Annotated in this window: 14 protein-coding genes; all 14 read right to left on the reverse strand. The window is 37.0% G+C overall.

Annotation, left to right across the window (positions count from 1 at the left end; translation table 11 throughout):
- Position 1 precedes the first annotated feature (1 nt).
- Genes AA0017_RS10340 through AA0017_RS10405 form a run of 14 tightly spaced genes read right to left on the reverse strand, consistent with a single transcriptional unit; the run spans position 2 to position 12,038 of the window.
- On the reverse strand, positions 2-1,066 hold the full coding sequence (locus AA0017_RS10340) for a protein-glutamate methylesterase/protein-glutamine glutaminase (protein ID WP_413381567.1): 1,065 nt from the start codon (positions 1,064-1,066) through the stop codon (positions 2-4).
- A 24-nt stretch (positions 1,067-1,090) separates the two neighbouring features.
- Positions 1,091-1,945, reverse strand: coding sequence for a MinD/ParA family protein (locus AA0017_RS10345; protein ID WP_413381569.1), 855 nt, complete (start codon positions 1,943-1,945; stop codon positions 1,091-1,093).
- Positions 1,938-3,080 carry a flagellar biosynthesis protein FlhF gene (gene flhF, locus AA0017_RS10350; protein WP_413381571.1) on the reverse strand — a complete coding sequence of 381 codons (1,143 nt, stop codon included), beginning with the start codon at positions 3,078-3,080 and terminating at the stop codon, positions 1,938-1,940. Before flhF ends, AA0017_RS10345 begins: the two co-directional genes overlap by 8 nt.
- Positions 3,077-5,116 carry a flagellar biosynthesis protein FlhA gene (flhA, locus tag AA0017_RS10355; RefSeq protein ID WP_413381573.1) on the reverse strand — a complete coding sequence of 680 codons (2,040 nt, stop codon included), beginning with the start codon at positions 5,114-5,116 and terminating at the stop codon, positions 3,077-3,079. Before flhA ends, flhF begins: the two co-directional genes overlap by 4 nt.
- 11 nt (positions 5,117-5,127) lie before the next feature.
- Entirely contained in the window at positions 5,128-6,222 is a 1,095-nt protein-coding gene (flhB, locus tag AA0017_RS10360) for a flagellar biosynthesis protein FlhB (protein ID WP_413381575.1), read from the reverse strand.
- A gap of 2 nt (positions 6,223-6,224) precedes the next feature.
- Positions 6,225-7,001 (reverse strand): flagellar biosynthetic protein FliR, encoded by a 777-nt coding sequence (fliR, locus tag AA0017_RS10365; RefSeq protein ID WP_413381577.1) that lies wholly within the window; start codon positions 6,999-7,001, stop codon positions 6,225-6,227.
- Positions 7,001-7,270, reverse strand: a complete 270-nt coding sequence (fliQ, locus tag AA0017_RS10370) for a flagellar biosynthesis protein FliQ (protein WP_413381579.1) — start codon at positions 7,268-7,270, stop codon at positions 7,001-7,003. The genes fliR and fliQ overlap by 1 nt, the downstream gene beginning before the upstream one ends.
- 15 nt (positions 7,271-7,285) lie before the next feature.
- Positions 7,286-7,990 carry a flagellar type III secretion system pore protein FliP gene (gene fliP / locus AA0017_RS10375; RefSeq protein ID WP_413381581.1) on the reverse strand — a complete coding sequence of 235 codons (705 nt, stop codon included), beginning with the start codon at positions 7,988-7,990 and terminating at the stop codon, positions 7,286-7,288.
- The gene (locus AA0017_RS10380) at positions 7,983-8,723 is read right to left on the reverse strand and encodes a flagellar biosynthetic protein FliO (protein WP_413381583.1); all 741 of its coding nucleotides are present in this window, start codon (positions 8,721-8,723) and stop codon (positions 7,983-7,985) included. The genes fliP and AA0017_RS10380 overlap by 8 nt, the downstream gene beginning before the upstream one ends.
- Before the next feature lie 25 nt (positions 8,724-8,748).
- Positions 8,749-9,111 (reverse strand): response regulator, encoded by a 363-nt coding sequence (locus AA0017_RS10385; protein WP_413381585.1) that lies wholly within the window; start codon positions 9,109-9,111, stop codon positions 8,749-8,751.
- Positions 9,112-9,136: 25 nt separating this feature from the next.
- A complete protein-coding gene (fliY, locus tag AA0017_RS10390; RefSeq protein WP_413381588.1) occupies positions 9,137-10,318 on the reverse strand; it encodes a flagellar motor switch phosphatase FliY in 1,182 nt (393 codons plus the stop codon).
- Positions 10,308-11,300, reverse strand: coding sequence for a flagellar motor switch protein FliM (gene fliM / locus AA0017_RS10395; protein WP_413381591.1), 993 nt, complete (start codon positions 11,298-11,300; stop codon positions 10,308-10,310). Before fliM ends, fliY begins: the two co-directional genes overlap by 11 nt.
- Before the next feature lie 47 nt (positions 11,301-11,347).
- Positions 11,348-11,779 carry a flagellar basal body-associated protein FliL gene (fliL, locus tag AA0017_RS10400; protein WP_413381594.1) on the reverse strand — a complete coding sequence of 144 codons (432 nt, stop codon included), beginning with the start codon at positions 11,777-11,779 and terminating at the stop codon, positions 11,348-11,350.
- Entirely contained in the window at positions 11,766-12,038 is a 273-nt protein-coding gene (locus AA0017_RS10405) for a flagellar FlbD family protein (protein ID WP_413381597.1), read from the reverse strand. Before AA0017_RS10405 ends, fliL begins: the two co-directional genes overlap by 14 nt.
- Positions 12,039-12,041 lie beyond the last annotated feature (3 nt).

Below are 12,041 nucleotides of genomic sequence, written 5' to 3' on the forward strand. Positions count from 1 at the left end.
TTTAAACTCCTTTTCTTTCAACAAAATGAATAATTTCATCTGAGACTTGCTCTAAATCAATAACTTTATCAATAAGCTTCGATTTAATAGCGACTTTTGGCATTCCAAACACAACACATGTTTTTTCTGACTCTGCTAGAGCGTAGACTGAATGAGTTTTTTTCAAACCATAAAGCCCGTCTGTACCGTCTGCTCCCATCCCTGTTAAAATAATAGCCAAAACTTGTAATTTTGCTATTTTTGCGACCGAATGAAACAAACAGTCAACAGCTGGTCTTAACCCTCGAATGGGTTCTTCTTTTGTTAAATCAGCATATAGATCTCCATTTATTCTTTTTATTTCTAAATGTGAGTCGCCTGGAGCAATATAAGCGATACCAGCCTCTATTCTCTCTCCTTGTTCTGCTTCTTTAACCTCAATTTCTGATAAAGAATTTAATCGGTTTGCTAAAGATTTTGTAAATCCTGCCGGCATATGCTGGACAACAAGAATCGGGTAAGGGTAGTTTTTGGGAAGGGCTGGGAGCACCTCCTTTAACGCCTTTGGTCCTCCTGTTGATGTCCCGATTAGAACCAACTTATTTACAGGCTTGCCTTCCAAAGAATAGGTGACTTTTTTAGGTTTCATTTTGATTGTCTCAATAGACGGATCCCTTAGGTTCCTTACCTTTGCTGCACATTTTACTTTCTCTCGAAGTTCGGCTTCAATTTTTTTTAAATCTAACGAAATAGGACCAGGTGTTTTGGCGACAAAATCTACGGCCCCATACTCCATCGCAAGCAACGTATTTTCCGCACCTTCGCTCGTTGTGCTACTTAACATAATAATCGGACAAGGATTCGTTTTCATGATCTGTTTTAAAGTTTCGAGCCCGTTCATAACAGGCATTTCCACATCAAGTGTCACCACATCTGGCTTCAATTGTTCTCTTTTCGCAAGAGCCTCTTGACCATTTTTAGCTGTACCAATTACGTTTATTTGCGGATCAGCATTTAACATTTCACTTATGAGCCTTCTCATAAAAGCAGAATCATCAACAACTAAAACGTTAATATTTCGAATCAATTGCACCACTTCCTACTTGTCATTTTATTTTGCGATAAACCATGATTGAATTTTTTGGACAAATCCAACCGACTTAATGGTTGATTTATCTTTTCCCAAATAAGTAGCGACAATTTTTTTTAGAGATTTACTAACCTTTGATTTTTGATCATATATTATAAAGGGGGTTTGGGCTTTAACGGCCTTACTTACCTGCGGATCATTAGGTAATTGACCAAGCATTTCAATTTCTTTGTTGAGAAATCGTTTTGCTACTTGCTGCAAGTTGAAAGCCGTTTGCCTCCCTTCCTTTTCAGAATCTACTTTATTAACTAAGAGGTGAAGGGGTTTTTGTTGGTCTTTTGATGTCAAATATTTAATGATCGAATACGCATCTGTGACAGCTGTAGGCTCTGGTGTTGTCACAACAAACACTTCATCAGCTGCTAAAATAAACCCAAATGTCTCTTCGGTCAATCCCGCCCCTAAATCCAATAAAATGTAATCATTCGTCAAACTTAACTGTGTTAACTGTTCACTGAATTTCTGTAGCTTCGTTTCATTTAATTTCACTAGTTCTGACAGGCCCGTTCCACCTGCTATAAAGGTTAGGTGACCAGGCCCTTCTTCTTGAATATCCGAAATTAATAAATCTCTTTCCAACATATCAACAATGCTATATTTAGCTGGTTTCCCAAGCAAAATTTCTAAATTGCCCATTCCGATATCTAAATCAATCACAGCCACTTTTAATTGTTGCTGAATGAGCGAGAGAGCAAAATTTAAGGATACATTCGACTTTCCAACGCCACCTTTCCCACTTATAACAGCTATCACTTTTGCATGAGACTTTTGAGATTGTTGGACCATCATTCTTAATTTTTCTGCTTGATCAGTCATGCTCGGTACCTCTTAATACTTGCTCAACGATAAATGAAGCCGTCGGAGTAAATAAATCATCTGGCACGTTTTGACCATTACTTATATAGGCAATGCCTAACTTTTTTTCAAGTGGAATATTCAATAAAGCTCCTAGAGATGTCGTTTCATCTAATTTTGTAAAAATAACTTGTTCCATTTGAACTAATGAAAACTGCTCGATGATTTTTTTCATATCTTCGTATTTAGAGGTTAATGAAAGAACAAGACAAGTAGTTGCTTCGGCTTGAAAGTCAATAACCTTTGATAATTCTTCGACATACGCTTTGTCCGTAAAATTTCGACCAGCCGAATCGATCATAATCAAATCATACTCTTTAAATCTTTCTTTTGCTTTTTGTAAATCGTCAATCGTATAAGCAACTTCTAAAGGTAGCTCTAATATTTTTGCATAGGTTTTTAATTGTTCAACAGCAGCAATTCGATACGTATCAGTCGTAATTAAAGCAACTTTTAATTGTTTTTTTAACGTCGCTTCTGCTGCCAATTTAGCAATCGTTGTCGTTTTGCCAACACCGGTAGGCCCAACGAGCTGTAAAACTTGTTTATTGAATGGTATCGCTTCTATTGGATACGACTGTAATTCGTTAAGTAATAACCCTTTTAACTGCTCTCTCCACTTTTCTTTTTTATGCAAAGAGGATGATTGATCGACTGTTATCACATATTGTTCCATCAGCTTTTTCATTAGTCTGTAACGAATGGAATCTGACACACCATGTGTGATGAGCTCTTTTGAGAGTTCATCAATACCGTCTGGATATTCACTTGCTTTATAACCGGATGACATCTGTTCAATCATTTCTTTTATCGCGCTAATTTCCTCGCTGATGGCACCCGTTGTTTCTTTTTTGAGTGGAACAATTGGTTGTGTTTCTTCTTGTTTCACCGGTACCTCTAAAGTTGGCTTTCTTTTTTGCGGTGGTTTCGGGTCAATTGCAGCAATGACCTCGAATTTTCTTTTTGTAAAAAAACCTAAAAACCCTCCGGTCTCGACTTCTTTCGAATGTAATATAACCGCATCATGCCCTAACTCCGCTTGTATCTGATCCCTTGCTTCAGCCATCGACGTGACCATGTATTTTTTTACTTTCATGATGGGTTCACCACTCCTACACTTTGAACTTCGACATTTGCTTCTAATTCATTATAAGAAAGCACTGGAATTTGCGGTAAATACCTTTCAAATAACTGCCTTACATACATACGAACGGCCGGTGAACATAAGATAACAGGCATTTGCCCCATTTGTGAAAGTCTTTCCGTTTCTTCGGCCGCTGCTTGTAAAATCATTTGAGAATCATTCGGATCCATTGAAACAAAATTCCCATGCTCGGTTTGTTGAATTGCATCAGCAATTTTCTTTTCTACGACACCACTTAAAGTAATCACATACAACGGTTCACCTGGGGTCGTCATTTGTTTCGTAATCTGCCTTGATAAAGACTGCCTTACATATTCCGTAATCAAACCCATATCTTTTGTCATTGGACCATAATCAGCTAATGTTTCAAAGATAACAGGTAAATTTCGAATCGAAATGTTTTCTTTTAGTAAGTTTTTTAACACTTTTTGAATCTCACCAATCGATAAATGATTTGGAGTAATTTCTTCAACAAGGGCTGGATACGACTCTTTTAAATGATCAACTAGTTGCTTTGTTTCCTGGCGTCCTAATAGTTCAAAAGCATGACGTTTAATAATTTCCGTTAAATGGGTTGAAACGACAGACGGAGGATCAACAACCGTATAACCCGATAATTCAGCTTGCTCCTTCATTTCTTCACCGATCCAAATCGCCGGTAAACCAAAGGCAGGTTCAATCGTTTCAATCCCAACAATGGATTCATCATCAACACCTGGGCTCATCGCCATATAATGATCGAGTAAAAGCTCCCCTTTGGAGATTTCATTTCCTTTAATTTTAATGACATATTCATTTGGCTGGAGTTGGATATTATCCCTGATTCGTATAACAGGAACGACCATTCCAAGCTCAAGAGCAAGTTGACGACGAATCATTACGACTCGGTCTAACATATCTCCCCCTTGATTCGTATCAGCTAAAGGAATAAGCCCATAACCAAATTCAAATTCAATCGGCTCTATTTGTAACAAACTTATGACACTTTCTGGTGATTTCATATCCTCTTCCGGTTCTGCCTCATCTGCCGCAGCTGTTTCTTCTTGTAACGTTTTCTTCTCAATTCGCGTTAATTGAAAAGCACCCCCGGCGATCATTGCAGCGACTGTAAAGGTAATGAATTTATCAATCGGTGTGATAACCCCTAATAAAAAGATCGTGATGGCCGCCACATAGAGCATTTTAGGATAGGCAAAAAGTTGAGAAGTAATATCCTCACCTAAAGAACCGTTAGATGCTGCACGAGTCACTATAATACCGGTCGCAGTAGAAATAAGTAATGCCGGAATTTGTGTAACAAGTCCATCACCGATCGTAAGAACCGTATATGTTTGAGCCGCCGTACCAAGGTCCATGCCCATTTGCATCATCCCAATAATTAAACCAAAAATCATCGAGATAAAAACGATCACGATACTAGCGATAGCATCCCCTTTAACAAATTTACTTGCCCCATCCATCGCCCCATAAAAATCAGCTTCTTTTTCAATACGTTCACGGCGATTTTTGGCCTCTTGGTCGGAAATAAGACCCGCATTTAAATCTGCATCGATACTCATTTGTTTTCCTGGCATCGCATCTAAAGTGAAACGAGCTCCAACCTCCGAAACCCTTTCTGCCCCTTTTGTAATAACAATAAATTGAATCAGGACTAAAACCATAAATACAACGAACCCGACGAGGGTATTTCCACCGACAACATAATTACCAAATGTATCAATGACATTTCCGGCATCAGCTTTTGATAAAATTGAACGAATCGTCGAAACACTTAACCCGATTCGGAACAAAGTAACAAGTAATAGCAAGGTCGGAAAAATCGAGAACTGCAAAGAGTCCTTAGTGCTCATCGCTACTAAAATAATAATAAGGGAGAGAGAGATATTTAAAATAATTAAAAAATCAATAAGCCCTGTTGGGAGCGGAATAATTAGCATAATGACAATAAAAATAACACCGAGTAATACAGATAATTCTTTTAGTTTCACAACATGTCTCCCTACTTTCCAACCTGTTTATTTTTTAAGCGATAAACATAGGCTAATACTTCGGCAATGGCTTTAAATAAATCTTCAGGAACTTGGTCTCCAATTTCAGCTTGGCTGTACAAAGCTCTTGCTAATGGTTTATTTTCAACTAAAGTGACTTCATGCTCATTCGCAATGCTTTTGATTTTTTGAGCAACATAATCGACCCCTTTTGCGACAACGATCGGTGCATCAGAAACGGCTTCATCATATTTTAACGCAACAGCAAAATGCGTTGGGTTTGTAATCACAACGTCTGCTTTTGGTACTTCTTGCATCATTCTTTGCATCGCCATTTCCATTTGCTTTTGCTTTCGTTTGGACTTAATTCTCGGATCACCTTCCATATTTTTATGCTCATCTTTAATATCTTTTTTCGACATGCGCATTTGTTTTTCTGTATCATAACGTTGATACAAATAATCAGGCACCGACAAAAGCAATAAAAGCACCGCAACGACCATTCCCATTTGAGCGGTTAGATTGGCGATTAAATAAAAACCATTATGAACCGATTTTTGCGACAATAACATCACTTCATCGAGGTTAAACCAAATCATTAAAAAAACAATCAGGCCAACAAAACCAATTTTTAATAAAGATTTACTTAATTCCACTAAGGCACGTACTGAAAAAATACGTTTAGCCCCTTTTATTGGGTCAATTTTAGTTAAATTGAATTTCAAAGGCTCTGTCGTAAACATCACCCCTACTTGAATAAAGCTAGCAAAAACTCCTGCAACTAGTGCCATTAACATGATCGGCAATAAAACTACTGCTACTTGGAAAATGATATCCAAAAACATAACCTCTAAGTTTTTAGCTGTTAGATCCATTAATAAATACGTTTGAAAATTTTGCCTGAAAAAATCATACATAGCTTGACCAAGCATACGGCCACCAAATAACCAAAGAAAAAGAAAAACAGCGAGCAGAATAAAAGCCGTATTCACATCCGTACTTTTGGCCACTTGCCCTTTTCTTCTAGAGTCTTGACGCTTTTTTGGGGTAGCTTTTTCAGTCTTCTCTTCCGCAAAATATTGAAGGTTTATTTTTACATATAACAACCTTATCCCCCTCCTAGCATTTGCATCAGAGTTCTCATCGTGACAATCATTTCATTCATTAGTGCTTGTACTCCCATAAAGAAAACGCCCATAAAAACCGTTAACAACAGTAAACCAACAAGAATCTTTAAAGGCATCCCTACGACAAAGACATTCATTTGTGGAACGGTTCTTGATACCATCCCTAAAGCAACATCGACTAAAAATAACGAACCTACAATCGGCAAAGCCATTTGAAAAGCAATCATAAACATCTTCGCAAAACTTTCGGCAACAAAATAAACAACTGCTTCATCACCAAACGGTAAAAATACTTGATCAAGTGGAATAAACTGATAACTATAAAAAACACCATCTAGCATTAAATGATGCCCGTTTATAAGCAACAAAAATAGAAGCGCAAATGTATATAAATAACTCCCAACTAATGGACTCTGAGCCCCTGTTTGGGGGTCAACGACGTTCGCAATTAAAAAACCCATATTCATATCAATAAAACCACCGGCGACTTGAATCGCATACATCATGATCATCGCAATTAAGCCGACCATTAAACCGACTAATACTTCTTTTATAATTAAGAGAAAATAAGTGCCATTAATCTCAACAACAGGATTATCAATCGTAAAAATCATCACCCAAGCCAAAAAGGCCGATAAGCCAATCTTATGAGTGACAGGTATCGTACGATGTCCGTATATCGGCAGCACCGCAATAAAAGCCAACACCCTCATTAGGACTAACAAAAAACCAGGTATTACATTTATCCATTCCATCATTAACCTATAAACCGATACAAATTACTAAAAATATCTTGAGCAAAATCTGTTAACAGTGAAAGCATCCAAGGCCCAAAAATAATTAAGGCAAATAAGACGCCGACAATTTTCGGAATAAACGCTAATGTTTGTTCTTGGATTTGCGTAGTAGCTTGAAAAATACTGACGAGTAACCCTAAGCCTAATGCAACTAGTAAAAGGGGGCCAGCAACAAGCAGGACGACCCATACGCCATTTTCAGCTAAACCGATTATAAATTCTTGGCTCATGAGAGCACCTTCCTTTTACCGAAAGCTTAATAATAATGATTCAACAATTAAATACCAGCCATCTACTAATACAAACAAAAGGATTTTAAATGGCAAGGCAATCATAACAGGGGGCAACATCATCATCCCCATCGACATTAAAACACTCGCAACGATCATATCAATGACTAAAAACGGAACAAAGATTAAAAAACCGATTTGAAAGGCAGTTTTCAGTTCGCTAATGGCAAAAGCTGGGATTAGAGACGTAAGTGGGATATCATCTAATGATTCAGGCTGATCTAAACCAGCATACCCCATAAACAAAGCCAAATCCTTCTCTCTCGTATGCTTCGCCATAAACTCCTTCATTGGTATAGCTGCTTCTGCTAATGCTTCTTCTTGTGTCATTTCATCATTCAAAAATGGCGTTAAAGCTCGGTCATTCACTTCAGACAAAACTGGAGCCATGATAAAAAACGTAATAAATAAGGCGAGGCCAATTAACACTTGGTTAGGTGGCATCGACTGTGTCGCAAGTCCCTGTCTTACAAAAGATAAGACGATTACAATCCGCGTAAAAGCGGTCATCATAATCAATATTGCGGGAGCTAACGATAACACCGTTAAAACAAGCAAAAGCTGAATCGTCGTTGCGACACTTGCTGGCTCGTCTGAGAAAAAATCAGGCTCGATACCAGGTACAGTTATCAAATTGGGTGTCACAATCAGATCAATCATTACGGCCTCGCTCCTTCAAAGAATCATATAACTTTTTTTGCGAACTTGAGACTTCCTTTAACTGGTTGTCTAATACTTGTTTAAAGTCATCATGCTCACGATTGTTTAATGACTGTTTAGAATGAAGAGCTCTTTCTCCAAACATCGTTTCTTTTAACCAATTAAACCCTTTCTCAACAGGAACGTCCGTCATCTTATTTAGATGTTGCTCATGCTGTGAAATAATTTTATTGATTTCCACTTCGTCCTCAATCTCTTTTAACAGTTGGATCGTTTCACCTACTCCAACAATTAACAATTTATCACCTACTCGGACTAACTGGATCGAACGATTAGCCCCTAGTGACACACCACTCATATTTTGTAAATAATGACTTGAGCGGAAGTTTTGTGTTCGTTTATTAATAAATCGTAATCCAAAATAAATAATAAAGACGATAAACCCAAATGCAAGAAACAATTTAAAAAAAGAAGCAAATAAATTTTGATCCGCAAACCCAACTAAAGGTTCTTCGTTTTCTGCTACTTCATATGGAGTTTGCTCTAGTGGCTCAGCCGCTTCCTCTGTTTCTTGATTTTGTACTTGTTGTTCATCATCTGGAGTTTGTTTCCTTTTTTCTAGTGCCTCCGTGACTTTAAGGTTCACTTCCTCCGTGTCAGCAAAGACAGACGAAGGAAAAAGGCCCAAGGCAAATAATAAGAATAAGCAGCCTTTTACAATTTTAAGAATCACAATGATGTGCACTCCTCATTTTCGATTAACCAAACGTTTTCTTAATAGCTTCAAGAACGCGATCAGATTGAAATGGTTTCACGATAAAATCTTTAGCTCCGGCTTGAATTGCGTCAATAACCATTGATTGCTGCCCCATCGCCGAACACATGATAACTTTAGCACTTGCATCAAGTTCCTTTATTTCTTTTAAAGCGGCAATTCCATCTTTTTCAGGCATTGTAATATCCATTGTCACTAGATCTGGTTTTAACTCCTTATACTTTTCCACAGCTTGAACACCATCTGCTGCTTCTCCGACGATGTTGTAGCCACCTTTTGTTAATATATCTTTAATCATCATTCTCATAAATGCGGCATCATCCACGATTAAAATATTCTTATTCATTTTCGTCAACCTTTCTACTGCTTCCTTATTTTAAATTTTTGACACGCTGTTCTTGACTAATAATATCGGTCACACGAACACCAAAATTCTCATCAATAACAACGACTTCACCTTTTGCCACAAGTTTTTGATTCACTAAAATATCAACCGGTTCACCCGCTAATTTGTCTAATTCAATGATAGAGCCTTGTGTAAACCCCAATATATCTTTGATTGATTTTTTTGTTCTCCCTAATTCCACCGTCACTTGAAGTGGAATATCAAGTAACATATTTAAGTTATGAGACTCTGAATCTTGTAGAGGAGGTTGTTCAAAATCAGTAAATACGGCTGGTTGAACATCTACTTCTCGGTTAGGGACTTTTGTTCCAAGATGCTGTTGCTCACGTCTAGAAGTCGGCTGATGCCACTCTTCTTTTGTACGATAAGAAGTCTCATTATCTATGAAATCTTTTGATTCCACACGATTCACTGGTTCATTAAACAACTCGTTTTTCTCCTCTTTTAAATGAACACTTGGATTCATCAATTCTTCAATCATTTTTTTCGCAAACGAAACCGTCACTAATTGCATAATGTTTGAATCAATTAAATCCCCAACCTTTAAGCGAAACGAAATTTTCACTAAAGTTTGTTCATCAGGTAATTGCTCCACTCCTACACCTTTTTTAACATCCATTAAATCAATACTTGGTGGTGAAATGTCGACTTTTTTATTAAAGATCGTTGACATAGAAGTTGAGGCAGAACCCATCATTTGATTCATCGATTCTTGAACCGCACTTAAATGCATTTCCGTTAAGTCAGAAGTTGAAGGCTTTCCTTCCCCACCTAACATTAAATCAGCAATAATAGCCGCATCATTTGTATGAATGACTAGTAAATTAGTTCCTTCAAAACCTTCCGTATACTGAACATGAACCGCTACATGAGGTTTAGGAAATTCTTCATTTAAATCTTTTCGTTCGATTAAGCTCACTTTTGGGGTAGTAATTTCAACCTTTTGATTTAAAAGAGTTGAAAGTGCCGTCGCTGCACTACCAAAAGAAATATTACCTATTTCTCCAAGAGCATCCTCTTCAAGATCTGATAAATAATCCGAAACATATAATGAAGAAGATTGGGTAAAATCTTCATTATTATCATCCGTCATACCTTGTAAAAGTGCGTTAATTTCTTCTTGGGAAAGCATATCGTCACTCATCATTTAGTGCCTCCTCAATCTGCTCGGTTATTTGAACAGCCATTTGTTTTTTTGCTTTACCTGGTTGAGCATAAAATTTTGCTTCTCCACCAACATAGACAGTTAATGGCTCTGTTATCAAACGATCCAATTCAATCACATCACCATAATCTAGTTGGAGAAATTCTTCAATCGTAATATTCGAACGTCCTAACTCTGCTTGTATTAGCAATGGTGCTTTCCTTATATTAGTTTCAAGATTCATAAATTCTCTTGGTTCTCGCTCTTTTTTCTTCTCTTGCATCCAATAATGTAAAGATAGTTTTGGAAGCACCTCTTCTAAAACGACATGTGGTAGACAAAGATTAATCATCCCTGATGTTTCCGCAATCGTCGTTGATAAGGAAATAACAACGACCGTCTCATTGGGTGAAACCATTTGTAAAAATTGAGGATTTACTTCTAGGTCCTCCATTTCTGGTTCCATTTCAACAATCGAAGCCCAGGCATCTTGAAAATTATCTAGTGTTCGCTGAAACAACTGTGACATTATTTTTGTTTCTATTTCAGTTAAATTTTCAACTTTATTCACACTAACACCTTTACCACCTAATAGGCGATCAAGCATTGCATAAGCAATATGAGGATTAATTTCCATAATAAAACGTCCATCTAATGGTTTTGGTTGAAAAACATTTAAGATCGTCATTTTCGGAATGGAACGGACAAATTCCTCGTACGGTAGTTGATCCACAGAGGTTACCGAAATTTGCACATATGTCCTCAATTGAGCGGAGAAAAAAGTTGTTAATAGCCTAGCGAAGTTCTCATGGATTCTCGTAATGCTACGAATCTGATCCTTTGAAAATCGCAATGCCCGTTTAAAATCATATACTTTAATTCTTTTCTCTGATTCTTCTTTTTTTAATTCATCTGCATCCATTTCACCTGTCGAAATTGCCGATAATAAGGCATCGATTTCTCCTTGCGACAATACATCAGCCACGGCACTCACCTCGCAATCCATCCAAACAAAGTTCGTTTAATTCTTCGTTATTGGATAACCCAACTCGTTGTATATACACGAACAACCTCTCCAGCACTTAAAAATTGATTAATTTCTGTTTTAAGCTGTGTTTCAAGCTCTTCCATTCCTTCTCTTCCCTCTAGTTCACTTGCTGTTTTTTCTGATAATAACCGTAAAATCAAATTGTTTATTTGAAAATCTCTTTTTTCGACTTCCTTTAACGAATCATCTGAATCCAATTGAATAAAAAAACTAACACGAATGTAATCATTTGATTTTAAATTCGTAACGATTTGTTCCGTTTCATAAGATACATTTATGATTTGATCAATGGATGCTTCATCGGTTGCTGATGCGGATTGATTCAATTGACTTAAAAGAACAATCGCAACGACCCCAACCAATGTTAAGGCAATGAGCATAATCATAACGATCATTAGAATTTTATTCTTTTTCATCTCGGTTCTCCATTTCTTTCTGAAGACCAACTAGACCAATGGATTGATAAAGTTGATTGATTCGTTTATGAACATCGTTAAAATCATCTTTTACGATTATTTTTTTTCCACTTAGTAGTGTAATCGTCGTATCTGGAAAAGTTTCAATTTGTTCAATTTGTAAAGCATTTAATAAAAAAGGCTTACCATTTAGGCGAATCAATTCAATCATCATATGTTTATGGGCTAGAGTTAAATCTAGCCCTTGCTCCTTCTCCATTTA

Origin of the sequence: Alkalihalobacillus phoenicis (assembly GCF_047302405.1) — a bacterium.
Taxonomy (GTDB): Bacteria; Bacillota; Bacilli; order Bacillales; family Bacillaceae_D; genus Alkalihalobacillus.

Bases quoted from the DNA above. Each gene is read 5' to 3' on its own strand.
- AA0017_RS10345 (WP_413381569.1), bottom strand. From the start codon at position 1,945: ATGACTGATCAAGCAGAAAAATTAAGAATGATGGTCCAACAATCTCAA.
- flhF (WP_413381571.1), bottom strand. From the start codon at position 3,080: ATGAAAGTAAAAAAATACATGGTCACGTCGATGGCTGAAGCAAGGGAT.
- fliR (WP_413381577.1), bottom strand. From the start codon at position 7,001: ATGATGGAATGGATAAATGTAATACCTGGTTTTTTGTTAGTCCTAATG.
- fliQ (WP_413381579.1), bottom strand. From the start codon at position 7,270: ATGAGCCAAGAATTTATAATCGGTTTAGCTGAAAATGGCGTATGGGTC.
- fliP (WP_413381581.1), bottom strand. From the start codon at position 7,990: ATGATTGATCTGATTGTGACACCCAATTTGATAACTGTACCTGGTATC.
- AA0017_RS10385 (WP_413381585.1), bottom strand. From the start codon at position 9,111: ATGAATAAGAATATTTTAATCGTGGATGATGCCGCATTTATGAGAATG.
- fliY (WP_413381588.1), bottom strand. From the start codon at position 10,318: ATGATGAGTGACGATATGCTTTCCCAAGAAGAAATTAACGCACTTTTA.
- fliL (WP_413381594.1), bottom strand. From the start codon at position 11,779: ATGAAAAAGAATAAAATTCTAATGATCGTTATGATTATGCTCATTGCC.
- AA0017_RS10405 (WP_413381597.1), bottom strand. From the start codon at position 12,038: ATGGAGAAGGAGCAAGGGCTAGATTTAACTCTAGCCCATAAACATATG.